The organism is Epilithonimonas sp. UC225_85 (assembly GCF_042695135.1).
Lineage (GTDB): Bacteria > Bacteroidota > Bacteroidia > Flavobacteriales > Weeksellaceae > Epilithonimonas.
In genome coordinates this window covers 1,666,195-1,685,885 of the sequence record NZ_CP170547.1, presented here as the reverse complement: position 1 = coordinate 1,685,885, position 19,691 = coordinate 1,666,195, and the positions used below count along the sequence as shown (strand labels likewise).

The 19,691-nt window shown below is 37.9% G+C and carries 15 protein-coding genes and 1 tRNA gene; 4 read left to right on the top strand and 12 right to left on the bottom strand.

Annotated features, from left to right (window positions below):
• Window positions 1-143: 143 nt before the first annotated feature.
• The 5 genes from ACFJGY_RS07905 to ACFJGY_RS07885 all read right to left on the bottom strand — a co-directional run bounded on the left by ACFJGY_RS07905 (window position 144) and on the right by ACFJGY_RS07885 (window position 9,634).
• Window positions 144-2,603 carry a glycoside hydrolase family 3 C-terminal domain-containing protein gene (locus tag ACFJGY_RS07905; protein WP_379969798.1) on the bottom strand — a complete coding sequence of 820 codons (2,460 nt, stop codon included), beginning with the start codon at window positions 2,601-2,603 and terminating at the stop codon, window positions 144-146.
• A 13-nt stretch (window positions 2,604-2,616) separates the two neighbouring features.
• Entirely contained in the window at window positions 2,617-3,645 is a 1,029-nt protein-coding gene (locus tag ACFJGY_RS07900) for a nucleoside hydrolase (RefSeq protein ID WP_379969796.1), read from the bottom strand.
• Between the two features lie 202 nt (window positions 3,646-3,847).
• Window positions 3,848-4,726, bottom strand: coding sequence for an alpha/beta hydrolase (locus ACFJGY_RS07895; protein WP_379969794.1), 879 nt, complete (start codon window positions 4,724-4,726; stop codon window positions 3,848-3,850).
• A 338-nt stretch (window positions 4,727-5,064) separates the two neighbouring features.
• A complete protein-coding gene (locus tag ACFJGY_RS07890) occupies window positions 5,065-7,359 on the bottom strand; it encodes a glycoside hydrolase family 3 protein (protein WP_379969792.1) in 2,295 nt (764 codons plus the stop codon).
• 10 nt (window positions 7,360-7,369) lie between these two features.
• The gene (locus ACFJGY_RS07885; protein ID WP_379969790.1) at window positions 7,370-9,634 is read right to left on the bottom strand and encodes a TonB-dependent receptor; all 2,265 of its coding nucleotides are present in this window, start codon (window positions 9,632-9,634) and stop codon (window positions 7,370-7,372) included.
• A gap of 430 nt (window positions 9,635-10,064) precedes the next feature.
• Between ACFJGY_RS07885 and ACFJGY_RS07880 the strand changes: the two genes are divergently transcribed.
• Window positions 10,065-10,817, top strand: a complete 753-nt coding sequence (locus tag ACFJGY_RS07880) for an NUDIX domain-containing protein (RefSeq protein ID WP_379969788.1) — start codon at window positions 10,065-10,067, stop codon at window positions 10,815-10,817.
• An 8-nt stretch (window positions 10,818-10,825) separates the two neighbouring features.
• On the opposite strand, the gene ACFJGY_RS07875 is transcribed toward ACFJGY_RS07880, so the two are convergent.
• Complete coding sequence (locus ACFJGY_RS07875; protein WP_379969786.1) at window positions 10,826-11,167, bottom strand: winged helix-turn-helix transcriptional regulator; 342 nt, start codon at window positions 11,165-11,167, stop codon at window positions 10,826-10,828.
• Between the two features lie 126 nt (window positions 11,168-11,293).
• Here ACFJGY_RS07875 and ACFJGY_RS07870 point away from each other — a divergent pair, with 126 nt between their 5' ends.
• Complete coding sequence (locus tag ACFJGY_RS07870) at window positions 11,294-12,355, top strand: NADH:flavin oxidoreductase (RefSeq protein ID WP_379969784.1); 1,062 nt, start codon at window positions 11,294-11,296, stop codon at window positions 12,353-12,355.
• Between the two features lie 61 nt (window positions 12,356-12,416).
• Here ACFJGY_RS07870 and ACFJGY_RS07865 read toward each other — a convergent pair.
• The 4 genes from ACFJGY_RS07865 to ACFJGY_RS07850 all read right to left on the bottom strand — a co-directional run bounded on the left by ACFJGY_RS07865 (window position 12,417) and on the right by ACFJGY_RS07850 (window position 15,454).
• A tRNA-Ser gene (locus ACFJGY_RS07865) sits at window positions 12,417-12,503 on the bottom strand.
• 119 nt (window positions 12,504-12,622) lie between these two features.
• Window positions 12,623-13,639 (bottom strand): asparaginase, encoded by a 1,017-nt coding sequence (locus tag ACFJGY_RS07860; protein ID WP_379969782.1) that lies wholly within the window; start codon window positions 13,637-13,639, stop codon window positions 12,623-12,625.
• A 228-nt stretch (window positions 13,640-13,867) separates the two neighbouring features.
• On the bottom strand, window positions 13,868-14,824 hold the full coding sequence (locus tag ACFJGY_RS07855; protein ID WP_379969780.1) for a D-2-hydroxyacid dehydrogenase: 957 nt from the start codon (window positions 14,822-14,824) through the stop codon (window positions 13,868-13,870).
• 228 nt (window positions 14,825-15,052) lie between these two features.
• Window positions 15,053-15,454: a phosphoheptose isomerase gene (locus ACFJGY_RS07850; RefSeq protein WP_072996329.1), complete on the bottom strand. Its 402-nt coding sequence runs from the start codon at window positions 15,452-15,454 to the stop codon at window positions 15,053-15,055.
• Between the two features lie 505 nt (window positions 15,455-15,959).
• Here ACFJGY_RS07850 and ACFJGY_RS07845 point away from each other — a divergent pair.
• Window positions 15,960-17,351 (top strand): APC family permease, encoded by a 1,392-nt coding sequence (locus ACFJGY_RS07845; RefSeq protein WP_379969778.1) that lies wholly within the window; start codon window positions 15,960-15,962, stop codon window positions 17,349-17,351.
• Between the two features lie 23 nt (window positions 17,352-17,374).
• The gene (locus tag ACFJGY_RS07840; RefSeq protein ID WP_379969776.1) at window positions 17,375-18,271 is read left to right on the top strand and encodes a hypothetical protein; all 897 of its coding nucleotides are present in this window, start codon (window positions 17,375-17,377) and stop codon (window positions 18,269-18,271) included.
• 66 nt (window positions 18,272-18,337) lie between these two features.
• Here ACFJGY_RS07840 and pheA read toward each other — a convergent pair whose 3' ends face one another.
• Together pheA and ACFJGY_RS07830 are read right to left on the bottom strand one after the other, a co-directional pair.
• The gene (pheA, locus tag ACFJGY_RS07835; protein WP_379969774.1) at window positions 18,338-19,186 is read right to left on the bottom strand and encodes a prephenate dehydratase; all 849 of its coding nucleotides are present in this window, start codon (window positions 19,184-19,186) and stop codon (window positions 18,338-18,340) included.
• A 25-nt stretch (window positions 19,187-19,211) separates the two neighbouring features.
• A complete protein-coding gene (locus ACFJGY_RS07830; protein WP_379969772.1) occupies window positions 19,212-19,658 on the bottom strand; it encodes a hypothetical protein in 447 nt (148 codons plus the stop codon).
• Between the last annotated feature and the right edge of the window lie 33 nt (window positions 19,659-19,691).

Below are 19,691 nucleotides of genomic sequence, written 5' to 3'. Positions count from 1 at the left end.
ATTTTGAGACAATAAATTGTCATTAAAAAGTCAAGTTTGATATTGATTATTTTATTTGACTAAAATCTCTCGCAGATTTTACAGATGGTGCAGATTTTTTAAAGAGAATCTGCAAAATCTGCTCAATCAGGGAGAGTATATTTTTAAGGTTTCAAATCCTCAAACTTTTGATCTGCGGGAAGTATATGCTGAACTTTTTCAACCATCAATTCTTTAGGAACAGAAAATTCTGCAGTTTGTTTAATATCTAAAGAAGACGCTCCAACAGAAATTTTATAATTTCCTGCTTCTGCAATCCAAGCTGATTTTGCAGTTTCAAATGAAGCCAAATCTTTCGGATTAAGAGTCAAAGTAATCGTTTGAGATTCTCCCGGTTTCAAATCTTTGGTTTTAGCATACGCTTTCAATTCAGATTTTGGTTTGTCAATCGTTTTTCCAGGAGCAGACAAATACAATTCTACTACTTCTTTTCCTGCAACTTTTCCGGTATTTTTTACATCAACTGTAACTTCTAATTTGTTATTAAAAGTCTTAGAATTGGTTTTAATATTCGAATAAGCGAAATCTGTATAAGACTTACCATAACCGAATTCGTAAGAAGGTTTTACATTAAATGTATTGAAATAACGGTATCCAACATACACACCTTCCTGATACGTCACCTCTTTCGGATTATCCGCAGGAATTCCAGGGAAATTCCTTGCAGAAGCGTGGTCTGTATAATTCACAGGGAAAGTCATCGTCAGTTTTCCTGAAGGATTTACTTTTCCTGAGATTACATCTGCAACAGAATGTCCGCCTTCCTGACCAGGTTGCCAAGCTAAAAGAATTCCATCTACTTTATCTTTCCACGACGCAGTTTCAATTACGCCTCCGATGTTTAAGATCACCACCACTTTCTTACCTTTTGCATGGAAAGCCTTAGAGATTTTATCCAGCATTTCGATTTCTTCTGTCGCCAGATTGAAATCATTATCTACCACTCTGTCACCGCCTTCTCCGGAATTTCTTCCTAAAGTAACGAAAGCAATCTCTGAAGTTTCTGCTTTTTTAGCAAAGAAAGCATCATCCATTTTCATTTCGGGGAGTCTTTCAGGCAATGCCAGAATTCCTCTCGCTTTTCTTCTTTCTTTTTCGGCTGCAACTTCTTTTTCAGTATAAGGGGTGTAAAGATCAGCAAGTTCTTTGTCTAATTTATAACCTGCTGCATTTAATCCTTCCAACAAAGAAACCGTGTGTTTGTTGTTCACACTTCCACTTCCTGTTCCACCCGTGATCCAGGCGTAAGAAGTTACTCCGAATAATGAAACTTCTTTTTGTTTATCAGCAAAAGGCAAAGCATTTTGTTCATTTTTAAGCAAAACCATTCCTTCTGCAGCAGCGTTTCTTGTCGTTTCTGCATTTTGAACAGAATTCGGATTGTTGCTGTATTTATATTGTGCGAAAGTTGGTGTTTTGAAAACATATTCCAAGATTCTTTTCACATTAAGATTCGCAACTTCCGGAGATAATTTCCCTGAGTTTAAAGCTTCCAGCAAGACTTTTTTCTGTGCAGGAATTCCGGGCATTAACAAGTCGTTTCCTGCATTCATCTGTTTTACAACGTCAGAAATTCCACCGCTTCTAATCGATTCAAATCCCGGAAAACCTCCAAACCAGTCGGTCATTACAATTCCTTTGAAACCCCATTCATTTCTCAAAACCTGAGTTAACAGATCTTTTGAATCTGAAGTATAAACGCCATTCACTTTGTTGTAAGACGACATTACCGTCCAGGGCTGAGATTCTTTAACGGTAATTTCAAAATTTCTCAGATATAATTCTCTCATTGCTCTTTCAGAAACGTGAGCATTGATGGTTAAACGGTTGGTTTCTTCGTTATTTGCAGCGAAATGTTTAATCGAAGTTCCCACACCCTGAGACTGAATTCCGTTCACAACGGCTGCTGCAGTTTTCCCTGAAATTAATGGGTCTTCAGAATAATATTCGAAGTTTCTACCGTTCAATGGATTTCTTTGGATGTTCAAAGCCGGAGCCAAAAGAACATCAACTCCATATTCCTTAACTTCATTTCCCATTGCTTTTCCAACCTGCTCCAACAATGTTTTATTCCAGGTTGAAGCCAAAGCTGTCCCAACAGGAAAAGCCGTTGCATAATATGTTTTTGAATCATTATCTCTTGTCGGCTGAATTCTCAAACCTGCAGGTCCATCCGCAACAATCGTCGCAGGAATTCCGAAACGGTCAAAAGAATCCGTTCCACCAGCTGCTCCGGGAACCAAACCTTGTTTTGAATCTCCGACAGGTCCTGTCAATACTTCAATTCCGGGCATTCCGGTTCCGATGAGAAGATTTACTTTTTCTTCATTGGTCATTTGCTTGATGATGGCTTCAATTCTTTTCTCCACCGAAAGACGCGTATCTTCCCAAACATCCAGTTTTCCGTTTTTGTTGGAATCTTTAAATGTTTTTCCGTCAACCGTTACCGTTGCATTTTTAGTCTGAGCATTCGCAAACGACGATGCAGCCAATAAAGCCAGGAATAATCCTGAATATTTTGCTTTCTGAGAAAGTCCTATCAGCGTTGATATATTCTTCTGCATAATTCTATATTTTTTACTTTTTGTTATTGAATAATTTTAATTTTGAATAGAAATCTTCGAACATCAGTCGAGTGTCTAATTGTGTATAGACTCTGATGTTTCTTCCTTTTGGATTATCCTCGTAAAGTCCGTTATCATTGATTTTCGGTGCATTTTTGATAACATAAGAACTTGATGACGGGTCAGCTTCAAATGAAGACTGTAAAGCCGTCAACAAAACCAAAGGACTGTCACCCATAATGTAGGTTTCGCCGATTTTCAGATTGAATTTCTGAACCATTTCCATCAGGTCTTCAATCTTTTTAGTGAGATAAGCTCCGGTTTTTCCTTCAGGTTTTACTTTGGTTACGAGTTCTGCATAAGACATCAAAGTCTGTCGGTAAGCGTTTCTCGGAATTTGCCAGATATTTAAGTTGGATTCATTGAAAACAACCTGTGCTGCTTTGATGTCGATTCCTAAATTATATTCCAAAGGCGTGTAACCCGGAGGAGGCGTTGCTAAATCGGGATATTCAGGACCACCAATCCAAACGACGATAATTTTGTCTGCGATTTTTGGTTCCATTAAATAGGCACTTGCAACTTCCGTCAAACCTGCGCCACAAACCACGAACAAAGGATTTTTTTCATCCGCTTTCATTGCTTCTGCAACGATGGCTTTCGCACCTTCGGAAACATTAGGAGTTTTCAAATCTTTCAATTGGTCATTTGAACCTTGGAAAACTGAAAATTTGTTTTTCAAATTCATTACTTCCAACGTTTCGTTGACTCTTTTTACAGCATTTTCCGCAGTAATATCTGATTTGTCAAACGGGTCGCCTGGTTTTAAATGGGAACCGATAATTCCTTTGATTTCTACGGCAGGCGAAAGAATCTGATGAACTAGTTGAAACAAACCATCGGGGTCGCCACCAAAATCGTTATCGACGATAACGCGATAGCGGGGTTTTACGTATTTATCCATTTCCGAAATCACGGCAGAAGACTGTGCGGACACAGCGATTGTCGCAAAAAAAGAAACTATATTAAAAATTGATTTCATTGTTTTAGGTTAACCACAAAAGAGTTATTGATTATTTTCTGATAGGATTTTATCCTATCCTTTAGTAAATCGTCCCTTTGGGACTCTATAAAATCTCCCGCAGATTATTCAGATAAAGTACATTTCTTAATTTATTATCTGCAAAATTTACTCAATCTACGTGAGACTAAAGTCAGTACAATCTTTATGATTTAATCAAATGCTATAAAAATTTGTGGAATTTCAGCCAATCCAAATACACATCCGACCATTTATCAACAGGAAGATTCTGTTTCCCCATTCCGAATCCGTGACCGCCTTTTTCGTAGATGTGAAGTTCAGTTGGCTGTCCTGCTTCCATCCATTTGTTGTATAATAAAACTGATTTTGGAGCCAGCTTTAATTGGTCGTCACTTGCAGCACAAATGAACAATGGTAAAGGCGTTGAAGGAATCTGAGTATCTAAAATCTCCTGACTTGGTCCGCCGTAAATCGAAGCTGCGAAGTTAGGTAACGTTGAAGCATCTTTGCTGTGAAGAACGCTTTCCAAAATCACACTCGCGCCCGCTGAAAAACCGATAACACCCAATTTTTCAGGATTGATATTTAATTCTTTTGCGTGGGTTCTGATGTAGGAAATCGCCGTTTTGATGTCGTCTCCAGCCATTACTTTGATTGGAGCTGTTTTTGCGTCGAATGCTTTTCGGTCTTTGATGCCTTCCATCATTTCTTTTGCAGGATCGTTGGATTTTGTTTCCAATAATCGGTATTTTAAAACGATTGCCGTGATTCCGTTTTCTGCTAGTTTTTTGGCAACATCAATTCCTTCTCTGTTGATGGATAAACTTTGAAAACCACCCCCCGGAGCGACAACGATTACCGTTCCGTTAGCTTTCGCCTTATCGGCTTCAAATAATAACATTGAAGGTTGCGCTACGTTGAAAACAACTTCCGTTTTGAACAATTCGTTGAATTGCTGTGCTTCTTTCTGCGTCCAGTTTTCTGTTCCCGGCGCTTTTCCTTTGTATAATGGAATTGATTTTTGAGCATTGATGGTTGTTAAACCTGCAAGAAATAAACTTGCTATGATTAATTTTTTCATTTTTTTAAATTGTTTTGATTTTTAGTTCTTAAACTTTGTAGTTGCTTGTCATTCCGTAGGAATCTAAGCTCAGTATTTCAAATATCATTGTTGAGATTCCTACGGAATGACAAAAACGCTGTTGATTTTAACATCGAATTGCACGCAGCCCGACTTGAGTGGAGCTCTTTTTGTGATTGCGATTGCTGAAAATTTCAACTGATTAATTCAGTTTCTTCGCAATGACAAAAAAGCGGGAACGGAAGGCGGAAAAGCTGCCCAAATAAATACGGTTAAAAGAAATGAGACCGAACCTAATGCCCGGTCTCAAGACATCAATTAACTAATTTTTTGATGAACTATTGCTTATGATATTTTTGAGTTCTGGCATCTTTAATCACACCAGACCAGTTCATTCCGTATCCGAAATCGTAGTTGTGACCTTCGGAATCTTTGTGAGTTTCCATATCATAAGGAACGTCCTCTTTCTGCTTTTCAACCGTCGCCATATTTGCAGGCATCTGAAGTGGAAGCAATCCCGAAGGTTCGTATTTTCCGGTCACAATATCTACAACTGCCTGATTGGATACATTGAAATTCATCAGAATTGCGTCTGCGTGTTTTTCAAATTCATTAAAAATCATCGGCTTGGAAGCTGTGATAGAAACGATGACCGGCTTTCCGTTCATTGCTTTGTAAGCATTTTCTATCGCTAACAAATCTGTGAAATTGGTCGCTGTGGAAGTTTTGTTTTTGAATGTTCTGTCGTGTACATTCGGTGCAACAACAGGGTCGCCTGCTGCGATACTTTTTTCACGAGCTTCGGTTGCCGTGTACGTCTGATACTGAAGAGAAATCGGGACATAACCGTTTCTGCCTTCTTTCGCGTCGATTTCGCTGTAACCACCTTCTTCACTGTGCGGACTTTTCACGAAAACCAATGCAAAATCAGCTTTTGCAGGGTCGTCGGTGACGTTAAAATGTTTCTTCACTTTTTCGATATCGACAGGATATTCCAAAGATGGTCCGGTGTAAACTCCCCACCAGTTGAAGGTTGCAGGAGAATATCTTTTCGGAATGTAAACCGTTTTTCTTTCTTTAATCGGAAGAATATTGGCTTTGTTTTTCAACATTACGATGGATTTAACCTGAGCTTCGTAACCTGCTTTCATAAATTCAGGATTCCCAACGATTTTCTTGGTTTCTTCAACGTTAACGTAAGGGTTTTCAAACAATCCGGTTCTGAAGAAATTTCTCAATAAACGAACCGCTGACTGCTCAAATTTTGCACGATACGCTTTTTCACCGTGTTCCTTTACGCCCATTTGATAGGCTTCCAAAACAGGAGCTTTATCGTTGTTTCCTCCAAATTGGTCAACTCCGGCTTCTAACACTTTGTAATGACGTTGAGCGATTGACAATTTTTCTGCTCCCCAAGGTTTTCCGGCAAATCCTCCCGGAGATTTTGGTTCATCTGCGGTAATTAACCAATCGGTACAGACTACGCCGTCGTATTTGTATTTTCCACGGAGTAAATCGGTGATTAAGTATTTACTGTAACCGTTTCCAACGTTTTCTCCGTTTTTCGTGTCCTGATTAAAACTAATAGTATAATAAGGCATTACCGCAGAAGCTTCTTTGGTTCCGCCATTTAATTTAAATGCACCTTCAGTAAACGGTTTTACGTGGTTTTGGAAATTATTTCCCGGATAAACCGCAAATTTTCCCATTGCCCAGTGACCGTCACGACCACCTTCCTCAGGTCCGCCTCCCGGCCAGTGTTTCACCATTGCATTTACACTTTTGTTTCCCCAACCGTTTTTACTTCCGATGGTTGTCTGGAAACCGTCGATGTATCCTCTTCCTAAATCTGCCGTCAATTCCGGACTTTCGCTGAAAACGTAAGCGATTCTGTACCAACGAGGTTCTGTTCCCAAATCAATTTGAGGCGATAAAGCCGTTGAAATTCCCAAGGCTCTGTATTCCTGCGCGGCGATGTTTCCGAATTTCTTCACCAATTCCGGGTCGAAAGTTGCACCCATTGCCAAACCGTCTGGCCAAAGTGAAATCTGTCCGCCTGCTCCTTCATTAAATTCTGCCGTTACGGTTGCTGAATGTCTTGGGTCTGTACTGTTGTTGGCAGGAATTCCCAAACCTAAACCTTCAATGTACGCTTGGATATTATTGCTCCATTTTGCAGCAATTTCCGGAGATTCTACCGTTGTTACCAAAACGTGACGAAGATTATCTTCTTTTAAAAATTTCTTTTGCTGGTCCGTTAAATCAAAAGCTTTTGCACCGCTTTCTTTGTAAAACATTCCGTTGTATTTTCCTGCTCTGAAACCTTCTGCAGGAGCCGGAACCGATTGGTGACCACTGTACAACATTAATCCTGCAATCTGCTCAACGGACATTTTTGAAGCTAAATCTTTGGCTCTTTCGTCAACCGGAAGTCTCCAGTCTTCGTATTTGTCGAGTTTTCCGTTTTTGTTTAAATCTTTGAATTTATTTCCGCCAACTATCAGGATTTTTACACCCGAATCTGCAGAATACCCTAAAACCGGACCTTTGGAATTGGTCACGGTTTGGATATTTTGAGAAAATGCAGTCAAACCCAGAAATAAAGCGGCTATATTGAATACTGATTTTTTCATTTTAAAAATTTTAGAAATTAAAGCTTACAGAAAACTGACCTGTTAATGGCATAATGTAAGTTCCCGTCAATAATTTTCCGTAGTATGGATTGGCGTCGGTAATCAGTTCAGCACCATTGATGGTTCCGCTTGCTCCTCTTTGGTTCAGGAAGTTGATAACCGTTGCGCCAAGATTGATATTTTTATTAACCGTATAACTTACTCCACCGAAAGTTTCCCATCTTGGAGCGAAGTACAAAGCGTTGGTAAGATTCGCATATTGTTTTGAGAAATATCTGAAACTTGCCCAGAATCTCCACTTGTCAATCGTGTAACTCGGGTCGATTTCCATTAAAGTTTTAGCAACTCCCAAAACATTATTATCACTGTAATTGTAATCTGTCCCAAAAGCATTGAAATTGAATTTCTTGTAAACCGGATTCTGGAACGTCACCAAATAATGCAAGTTAAATCCTTTGAAGGGTTTTAAGACAAAATCCGTTGTCCATCCCAAAGTTTGGATATCATAATAAACCGTTGTCGTTTGTGCCTGAGAAGTATTGGCAGGATTTACTAAGTTGTATCGGTTCAGGTTGTTGTTCTTTTTAAGATACGTAGCCTGAGAAATCAGCTGAATAAAATCTGTGTTCCAGAAAATCCCCAATGCTCCCAGTGGGCTTTTGATTTTATTGGTATTCGGTTCGAACGCCTGCGAGTAACTTTCCAGTCTTCTGTTTTCTTCGGTATAGAGCAAGTTGGCGATTACTCCGAAGTTTTTGCTGATGTTGTAAGTCGCGTTCAAACTCCCTCCAATCTGGTAAAAGCTATGATTAATCTGATTAAACTGACTTGGGTCTGTGAAGCTAAAACCAATGGTTCTTTGCGTAAGAGAATATTCTCCGTCCAGAATGTGATTTTTCAAATGCAGACCATAGCTCAAATTGAAATTATCAGAAACTTTCCATTCGTCAGTTCCGTAAACCGATAATTTGTTTTCTGTTCCGCTGTGGTATTCTGCACCTGCATTATAGTTATAGAAACCGTCTGAATCAGTATTTGGGCTAATTAATCTTTGAGGTTGTGCACCAACAGTTTGGTAGAAGAAAGAACGGTTTGAGGTGAATTTATCGATGTGATAATATTGCTCCAAAACACCTACGGTAAGGTTATGATTTCCCACCTGTTTGTTCAGTGAAAAACGTCCTGCAACACTCGTAATCGGTGTTTCCGGCGTGTACATTGCCAGCTGTGTTCCGACTGGACCTGAATACGCCTGTCCGTTTGAAGCCAGTGTGTAACCAGCTCCCGGCGCAGCATTGAAAATACTCAAAGGAATGCTGTTCGCCATTTTTACCTTGGAAAAATGTGCTCTTGTTGAGAATTTGAAATTCCAGCCGTTATTCAGCAGATAATTTCCTAAAACATCGATATTGTGAGAACTTGACCTATTATCATTTCCTGCAAGGTTTGCAAAATAGGTTTGTCCGGAAAGAATATCTTTAAACTTCATATTTCCGTCATTCACGATATAAGAGTCTCTTCCTATTTTGAAGTTATCCAACTCGGTTACTTTCCCATTTTCACCATATTGGAAAACCGCATAATTGGTAATACTGTAAGAATCTGCATACTTGTATAAGATGGAGATTTTACCTTTATCATTATTGAAATATTTGGTAATACCTGCTCTGAAAATTTTTGTTTCATCAACATTTCTTGCAAAACCAAGTTTGTAGGTGCTCGGGTCGAAGTTTGCAAAAGCGCCAACAGTGTAAGTCCAGCCATTTTTGGAAATAGGTCCTGAAACATTAACATCACCTTGCAGCCAACCGAATGTACTGGTTGTGAATTTTCCTTTTGCTTTAAAATCTTTCGTTCCTGTCTGAGAATAAGAATTCACCGCAAAACCAAGGTCGCCCATTGTATTTGCCAGTTGATCCATTTTCAATAGTCCGGTTTTTTCTAATCCTACACTTTGTCTCCAGGTTTTGTTTGGAAGCTCCGGCCAGAAAAAATAAACAACGGGGAGGTCATTTTCAAGAATCGTAATTCCGCCAACTGTTGACGGCAAACCGATATTCACGTCTCTTGGACTTGTGTTATTGGCTGCGTTCAACATTACGTTTCTGTTATTGTCTTCTTTTGAAGATGTTGCAACAGTTTTTACGCCTTCTTCGGTTTTAGCTGCTTTTATTGCATTTTTTACAGCTAGAGTATCATTCTTTTCTTGTCCAAAAACTGAAGCGAAGGAAAGCATCAGTCCAACAGCTGAAATTTTAATTGTGGATTTTCTCATTTCAAGTTATATATTTTAATTTTTCTTTAGCTTTTATTAATAACATTAATTAAATTAAGGTCTATATTCAATTATTGTTAAAGACAATACAGTTGTGATAACTGCTAAAATTATTGTTGTAAATCTGCATATTCCATTAAATCATCTCCTCAAAAATAACAAAAATCATTGCTTCCATTAGAAGCATTACAATAGTACATTCTTTATTTTAATTGAACAAATAAATATTAATAAAACTTAATATGGGGTATAAAACATTGTTAATCAATAAATTATAACTAAAATTAAAATTAAAATTTCATTGATTCGCTTAGAAACAATGAAATTATTACGTTAAATAATCACCAAAAAACGTTCGATTTCTTAAAATTTATCATTCTTCAAATTTTTTATTAATATTTTTGTAACATTGACACCAGAAACTAATAAAATGGACTCTAAAGAATTAATTTTACAAAGATCGAACGAAGCAAAAGAGATTTTTCTGCCTCATTTGTCCGCAGATCCCGTGATCTTTGGTTTTGACCAAAATGAACTAAAAGTTCTTCTGCTAAAAATGAATTATAGAAAACAGTGGTTTTTACCTGGTGGATATATAAAAAAAGATGAAGATCTGGATGATGCTGTTATCAGAATTCTTAAAGAAAGAGCTGGCGTGAATGCTGTTTCCTATCTTGAGGAATTTGCAGTGTTTGGAAAAAAGAACAGAAGCGAGGCTTACTTTGAGGACTTCGATGAGACTTTGTTTCACAAACAGAGATTCATTACAATTGGATACTATGCTTTATACAATCCTTCAAAAATTGATTTGACCGTTGATGAATTCAGTGAAAGCTGCGAATGGATCTACCTCAGCCAACTTCCTGATATTGAAATGGCTATGGACCATAAAGAGATCGTAGAAAAGGCATTAATAACACTCAGAGAAAAAATAGCCATCAAGCCTATTGGCATCAATCTTTTGCCGGAAAAATTCACACTTTCTGAACTTCAAAAATTATACGAATCTATTCTTGGAAAAGAACTCAACAGAGGCAATTTTTATAGAAAAATAAAGAATCTGGGAATCCTAAAAAAACTGGATGAACAAAGAAAAGGCGGGGCTCATAAAGCACCAGACCTCTATTCTTTTGATGAAGAAGTTTATAACAATGCTTTGGAAAATGGTTTGATCAATTGGTAAAATCTAATTTAATCTAATACATTTTCTGTTTTAAGGTCAAATTCGGCTTCCCATTGTTCTAATAGATTGAGGATCGGCAAGAGAGCCAACCCTTTTTCCGTAAGGCAATACTCTACTCTCGGCGGGATCTCTTTGAACTCCCGCCGGATTAATAAATTATCGATTTCCATTTCCCGCAGTTGATCTGTCAGAACTTTTCTGGATATCGAAGGAATTCTCGCAGCAACTTCTCCAAAACGGAGTGTTCTGTTATTAATAACCATTACAATAATGGGCTTCCATTTGCTTCCCAAAGCCGACATCGCCTTTCCCAAAGGGCAGCTGCAGTTAAGTATCTTTTGCTGTCTCATATCTTTTTACGGACTAACTATCATTATTAGTTACTGCCAAGTTACCACTTTTTTTATTTAAAAGATACAAATACAAACTATTATTAGTTACTTTGTGTAACAATTAATCAAATTAAAAAATTAAAAATGAGTTTAGACGCATTATTCAATCCGTTTAGTTACAAAGATCTTCATCTTAAAAATAGAATCGTGATGGCTCCTATGACCAGAGCTCAATCTGATAACGGTGTTCCGACTCAGCAAATTGCAGATTATTATGCCAGAAGAGCTGCATCAGAAGTGGGACTGATTCTTTCCGAAGGAACTGTAATCAACAGACCAGGATCAAAAAACATGCAGAATATCCCCGACTTTTACGGCACCGAAGCTTTGCAAGGCTGGAAAAACGTAATAGATGCTGTCCACAAAAACGGCGGAAAAATGGGACCTCAGATCTGGCACGTTGGCGACACGAGAAGTTCTCCGGATTACCCGGCTGGTGAGATGGAAAAAGCATCCACAATGACTTTGGAAGATATCCAGGATACAATTGCACAATTTGCAGCTTCGGCAAAATCGGCGAAAGATCTTGGTTTTGATGTTCTGGAAATTCACGGTGCGCATGGTTATCTGATCGATCAGTTTTTCTGGGAAGTGACCAACACAAGAACCGATGAATACGGCGGAAGAACCTTGAAAGAAAGAAGCAAATTTGCGGTCGATATCATCAAAGCAATGAGAGCTGCAGTCGGACCGGATTTCACCATCATTATTCGACTTTCCCAATGGAAACAGCAGGATTACAAAAGCAGACTGGCGACGACACCAGCCGAAATGGAAGAATGGCTTTTGCCAATGAAAGAGGCTGGTGTGGATATTTTCCATTGCTCACAGCGCCGTTTCTGGGAACCGGAATTTGAAGGTTCTGACCTTAACTTCGCAGGCTGGGCAAAGAAAATCACGGGGCAACCAACTATCACTGTGGGATCTGTGGGATTGAAAGGCGATTTTATGGGTGCATTTGCCGGACAAGGTTCTGAGAAAAGTGATCTTTCGGAATTGCTGAAAAGACTGGATCGTCAGGATTTTGATCTTGTAGCAGTTGGCAGAGCTTTGTTAAGCGATCATGCGTGGGTAAAGAAAATAAAAGAAGGAAAATTAGATGAGATATCAGATTTCTCGGCAGAAAGTTTAGGTGTTCTTTATTAATTATTACATATTAAGAACAAAAAAGCGGCTTATTATAAAAATAAGCCGCTTTTGTTTTTTGCAGAGAGGAAGGGATTCGAACCCTCGGTACAGTTACCCGCACACTAGCTTTCCAGGCTAGCTCCTTCAACCACTCGGACACCTCTCTATTTGAGGTTGCAAATATAATGAAATATCTGAATTCTCAAAAGATAAAATGCTTTGGGGCAGAATATTTTTTTTAATTTAATCTAAGTTCTAATTTGTAAAATCTAATTATCTACTCTGTCAAAAGTCTTCTGTAATTTCTCCACAAATATTTTCACTGAATAATTCTGAGAAGTCTCTGTCATATTTCGGATTCTTCAAAATATGCATTGCTTTTGTGATCGCAGATTCCGCTGTCATATCTTTTCCGCTTATGGCGCCAATCTTGGTGAAAATATTACTGTTGCTATATTTCCCAAAACTAATTCCTCCGGAAATACATTGGCTGATTACCACAATCTCAATGCCCCGAGACTTTAATTCCTGAAGAACCGATTGCGTTTTATCGTTATTAAAAATTGTTCCCGATCCGAAAACCTGCAAAATAATAGCTTCAGTAGTTTTGATTTCCAACAGAGATTCGAAGTTCATTCCGGGGAAAATCCTGCAGAATAATACATTTTCATTCAGGTAATTATCCAGTTCAAATTTTCCTTTTGGCTTCCAAAGAACATTTTTATCAACATTGAGATGGACACCGGATTGTCCCAGAATTGGATAATTCGGACTCTGGTAAGCGTCAAAAAACTCCGCCGAATATTTCAGGCTTCTATTTCCCCTCAATAGTTTATATTCAAAATAGACAGCAACTTCTTTAATGACGGCTTCGTCATTTTCATAAAGACTGGCGTAATATAAACTTGTAAGAAGATTTTCCTTGGCATCAGTTCGCAGGTCTCCAATCGGAAGTTGTGAACCAGTTAAAATCACTGGCTTATCAAGATTTCTGAGCATAAAACTAAGTGCGGAAGCCGTATAAGACATTGTATCTGTTCCGTGAAGAATCAGAAAGCCATCAAAGTTGTCATAGTTTTTAGTAATCCAATTGGCAATCATTCGCCATTCCTGTGGACCCATATCCGAGGAATCCACTGGATTTTTAAAAGGATGAACGGACACCTCACATTCCAGGAGATTCATTTCCGGGATTCTTTTGAAGATCGTGGAAAAATCAAACGGAACAAGACTTCCTGTTTCGTAATCTTTTTCCATCCCGATCGTGCCGCCGGTGTAGATCAGAAGAACTTTTCTTTTCATAGTTTGAACGTCATTAACCTGACAAAAGTTGTTTCAAAGGTAAAAGCTGCAGCCCGGCTTGAGTGGAAATCCTTTTTTGTGGCTGGAAAAGCCTTGGCTAAAAAAGATTGGGAACGGAAGACGGAAAAAGCTGCCATAATTCTCAGCAAAAGTAAAATTTTAATCTGAATCGCAAAAATAAAAAATGCCCGTCAAAAAGACAGGCATTTTATTTATATTTAAGTTAAATTATTTAACCAAAAGGATACTTGCGATCTGATTCGCCAGTTCAGTTCCGATTCTGTCCTGAGCTTCTTCTGTAGCCGCACCTGTATGAGGCGTCAAAGAAATTTTCGGATGGGTCAAAATCTTCTCAGAAGGTGTAGGTTCGTTCTCGAAAACATCAAGACCTGCAAAAGCTAACTTCCCTGAATCCAAAGCTTCTATCAAAGCATTTTCGTCTATCACACCTCCTCTTGCACAATTTACAATAGCTGCACCGGTTTTCATTTTCTCTAACTCCGCTTTTCCGATAATCGGTCCGTTCTGAGCTGGTACATGAAGCGTGATGAAATCCGAATGCTGGATCAATTCTTCCAACGGTTCTGTTTCTATCTCTACATTGATATATTGCTGGTTATAGAAGTCTACTCTTACACTGGCTTTACCGATTCTGGTATCAGAAGCAATCACTTTCATTCCCAGGCCAAGAGCAATTCTTGCAACCTCCTGTCCTATCCTTCCGATTCCTACGATCCCGATGGTTTTACCTCTCAGTTCGATTCCAGCTTCGTATTTTTTCTTAAGTTTCGCAAACTCGGTGTTTCCTTTTACCGGCATTTGTCTGTTAGAATCCTGAAGAAATCTACATCCTGAGAAAAGATGGGCGAAAACCAATTCTGCAACAGATTCCGATGAAGCTGCCGGAGTATTGATAACGTGTTTACCTTTTTCTCTCGCATAAGCAACCTCGATATTATCCATCCCGACACCACCTCTGCCGATGATTTCCATACTTGGACAATTATCAATCATTTCTTTGGTCACTTTCGTTGCACTTCTCACAAGCAAAACAGTTACTTGTTGTTCGTTGATATATGTAATCAGATCTTCCTGAGCCACTTTATCGGTGATCACCTCGAATCCGTTTTGTTTCAGAGCATCTATTCCAGACTGTGTCAATCCGTCATTTGCAAGTACTTTCATTGTAATTTAATATTTTTAAGGAGAACATTTCTGTTCATTAATGATTTTTTAAGGAGCTTGATCCTGCTGTCCGCTGTATCTTTTTTGTTTTCAGAACGCTTATGAATCCGAAATAAAATGAGAATCAAAAACAAAAAAGGATGCCGCTACCATCAGGGCTATAGGTTTTGTCATCAAATCAAAAATTCCCGAACATAGAACGCCGGGAATTTTTGATTTGAAATACTTTTAGTCACGGAAAACCTCTATGGTTACTTGTTTCTCAACCATATCTGTGAATTTTCCTTTGTATCTGGTAGCTTTTACAAGGTGGTTATCAATCCAGTGATAGTTCCCACCTCTTGGTTTTCCCAGCAATACGCTGTGGTATTTGAAACCGTGTTTGTTGAGCCAAGTTTCTGTGATCTCTCTCAAATCTTCTGTTCTGGAAGTGAAAAAACAGATCTGATGACCTTCGTCATACCATTTGTTAATCGTTGCCAAAGCATCCGGGAAAGGTTCGCAAGTCACCATTCTCTCAGGCTCCTCATTAGGAACATCTTCTGTGATCGTTCCGTCGATATCGATCAGATAATTCTTGATATCGCCTTTCAGCATTGGGCTCAGATGTTCTATGTATTCTAGTTCCATATTTGGTTTTAAAATTGAAGTCGCAAAATTAAGCTTTTCTCGCTAAACTCACAAACTATTATCAAATGCTTAATAAAATCTTAATTTTATAGAATATTTTTAAGAAAATTATCCTTTTAGTTTTATCCAAATTACTTCTCAAACTAATATTTTTAACTGTCAATTAGTTTTTAAGGTTAGATTTTAAATCAAATTAAATTTTGAAAAATATAATGGTGATTTGTGTCGCTCCTACGGAGCTCATCTCTAATTTTACGATAATGTCTACAAACATTTCGCTCCTACGGAGCTTGATTGAATTGAAATCAATATTTTTTATTAATGTATAGCTACTACTACTGAACTGTAAATTGCAGCCAGGCTTGAACGGAGCTCATCCGCCAGAGGCGGATAGCGGGAGTGGAAGACGGATTAAGCTGCCCAAATAATTACCCACAACTTTTAATTCACTCACAGCCATCAAAATACCAAAGATGTTTTTATATTTGAGGAAGAATAAAAAACTATGGAAAAGAAACTCAAACTTTGGGACGCTGTGATGATCGTAATGGGATCTATGATCGGGAGCGGAATTTTTATCGTAAGCGCCGACATTATGCGGAATCTTGGTTCCGGCTATTGGCTGATCGTGGTCTGGCTGATAACGACCGTGATGACCGTTGCTGCAGCAATAAGCTACGGTGAACTCTCGGCAATGTTCCCAAAAGCGGGCGGGCAATACACATATATCACAGAAATCTTCGGGAAACCAATGGGATTCCTCTACGGTTGGGGAATGTTTACAGTAATCCAAACCGGAACGATTGCGGCTGTGGCTGTAGCTTTCGGGAAGTTTACGGCGTATCTCGTCCCTTCTCTGAATGACGCTGCACCGATCTTCCAAAGTGGCGAATTTAAAATTACCTGGATCCAGATCCTGGCGATTGTTGTCATTCTTTTCCTGACTTTTGTTAATACCAAAGGTGTCCAATTCGGGAAAATCTTGCAGAATGTTTTTACCTCATCTAAAATTATAGCATTGCTCGGATTGATCATCTTAGGATTCATTCTGATTGATAAATCCAACTGGAGTTCTAATATGAGCTTCGGCTGGGACGCTTTCCAAAACCTTAAACAAACCGAATGGACGGGCATATCCGGCGCCACAATTCTTGGCGGCATTGCAGCAGCGATGGTGGGTTCGGTTTTCAGTTCGGTGGCTTGGGAAAATGTGACTTTCATTTCCGGAGAAATAGAGAATCCTAAAAAGAATGTCGTGAAAGCGATGATATTGGGAACATCAGCCGTAATGATTCTTTATCTTTTGGTCAATTTTGTTTACCTGAATTCGCTTGACAGAGATTCTATCGCTTTTGCAGCGAATGACAGAGTTGCGGTTTCTGCAGCTGAGAAAATGTTCGGAAATGCAGGAACGATTATCATCGCCGTTCTGGTAATGATATCGACTTTTGGATGTGTGAACGGAATTGTTTTAGCTGGTGCTAGGGTTTTCCAAACAATGGCAAAAGATGGATTGTTCCTGAGATCTGCCGTTGAAAATAACAAAAACGGCGTTCCTGAAAAGTCACTTTGGATGCAGGGATTCTGGGCAAGTCTGCTTTGCCTGAGCGGACAATACGGTGATCTTCTGGATATGATCTCGTTTGTGATCGTTTTGTTTTACATGATTACGGTTTTTGGAGTCATCTATCTTAGAATCAAAAAACCTGAAATGGAAAGAGGTTACAAGACCTTTCTTTATCCATTCACGCCGATTTTATACTTGGTGATTGGAACCGTTTTCTGTGTTCTTTTATTTATTTACAAGCCTCAATATACGTGGCCAGGATTGGGATTGATTTTGCTTGGATTGCCTGTTTACTTTTTTATTAATAAGAAGAGTGATACTAAGTATTAAGATAAACTTAAATGATAAATATTATGAAAGATATTTCAGACGAAATAAAAAATTCCCTTGACAATCATAAAATCAACTTAAGTAATAGACTAAAAATCCCAGTCATTACAACCTATTGCTGTGTTTTAACATTATTCAATTGGGATATAATACTATACTTAATTTATAACAAAGCAGAGATTTTACAAAGAATAATATTTGTAAAAGAAAAATTCAATAATATTTATATTAGAGTTGGCGTACCTCTTCTTTTAGCAATTTTATATACAGCTCTTTTCCCTATTATACAGATTGGAATTAATTACTGCCTATCATATTTTAAAAACCATAATACAAATTTAATAAGAAAAGAAGAATTAGAAAATGCCAAGCATCAATTCCAAATACAACAAACAATAACCGGAACACAAACTTTACAACAACTAAGCAATCAAATTGACAGTCTAGCAATTAACAATCAAAAATTATTAGATGAAAATAAAGAAATCATTAATAATAATAAAGAATTATTAGAACAAGTAAAAAACCTTAAAAATAATTTATCTCAGATGGAAATAAATTATATTGATGCTAGCTCTACTAAAGAAAATTCTATTATAATCCCTAATATTATCCAAAAAGAAATCGAGAATACAGCCAATAAATTATGGGAGAATTATGAAGAACTTGATGATAAAACTAAATCAGTTTTTATAGAGATTTTAAAAATAGCTCAAATGACAAATGAATGGTTCTCGGATTCAACTATAGAGACTAAAACCATTTTTCCTGAAAACACTGGATTAGCGTTAACACCTTTCGAAAATCTAAAACTATTGGAATCATCCTATGATCCAGATATTAAAGTTGAATATTATAAACCAACGAAGTTAGGTAAGGAAACTTTCAATTACATAATAAATAATTATAATATTAATTGAAAGTTCTAATTGCTTACATTCTTGACGATAAAAGTTACAATAGTCTTTTCATAATATTTCACAAATCTACCCCTCCAGCAAAAACTCCTTATAATTCCCTAAAAACTTCACATCAGCGCCAATCGCTTTCAGTTCGTCTACAGAATTGATATAAAGCACATCGTCCCAACCGCCGACAACCGTAACAAAGAAGAAGTAATTGCCTAATTTGGTTTTCAAAGTCCGGGATTCTATTTTGCTGAGGTTCATATTTCGCCATGCAAAAACCGACAAAACCTGATGCAAGCCGCCGGCGTGATCCTGTGGCAAAGTAATGAGCATCGCCGTTTTTTTGCCTATATTTTCCAGATGATTCTCGTAAGAATTTTCGGTTTTGGAAATGATAATGAATCGTGTGTGATTCTCCTCAACATCGTGGATGTTTTCGTTAAGGATCTTCAAACCGTATAATTCGGCAGCAAATTTATTAGCAACGGCGGCTATTTTCCGATCTGGATTTTCCGAAACACGTTTTGCAGCAGCTGCTGTGGAAGCAAATTCCTGCTTCGGAACATCGGGATAATTTTTATTAAGTGAATGAAAACTCTGCGCAAGAGCCTGCGGATGAGAATAGATCTTCTCAATCGGATCCTGATTTTCCTGGCCTGGATGGATCATCAGATGATGTGCAATCGGCATTACAGCTTCTGCCTCAATCTTGATTTCCGGTGTTTGATAAAGATAATCCAAAGTCATAGAAACCGTTCCCTCAATTGAGTTTTCCAATGGAACGACGGCTTTGTCCACCTCATTATTCTGAACCGCAAGAAAACAATCCAGAATATTGGTTTTAGCGATCAGTTCGTCATTCGGGAATAACTGTGTTGCGGTCAACTGCGTAAAGGAAGCTTCGGGTCCCAGGAATGCTATTTTCATTAATAAAATTTGAACAAAATTAAAATTAATTTTCTGTTTTTATGTTTAAAACCGGTGCTGTAAATTGGTTTGTTTTTTTATCAGGATTGATAACACTGGAGGTTTTCAAAAGATCTTCGGCTATGAGAATATCCTCATTATGAACTTCGATATCATTAAGAAAAACCAATGCATTTGCGGGTAATTTGAATCTCTTTTTAGCTTCGGAAATGGTCAGACTTTCTATGGTCATCCGTTCTTTCAGCGTGATATTAACCAATCCGTTTTTTATTAAGTCATCAAATTTTGCAGTTTCTGATGAAGGCGTTTTATAGACCTGAACGCTTTCGATGTTGTTGGGATCCAAACTATTAAGGGTCAAATTTCCCATCACCACATTCTGTACAATGAAGATCGGTTTCTTTTCTTTTGTCTGCGCAAAAACAGTCATAAAACAGAAGAAAAACATCAATCCGAATATTATCTTTTTCATTATTTCTAAATTTTAATCATCAAGATAAGGAAT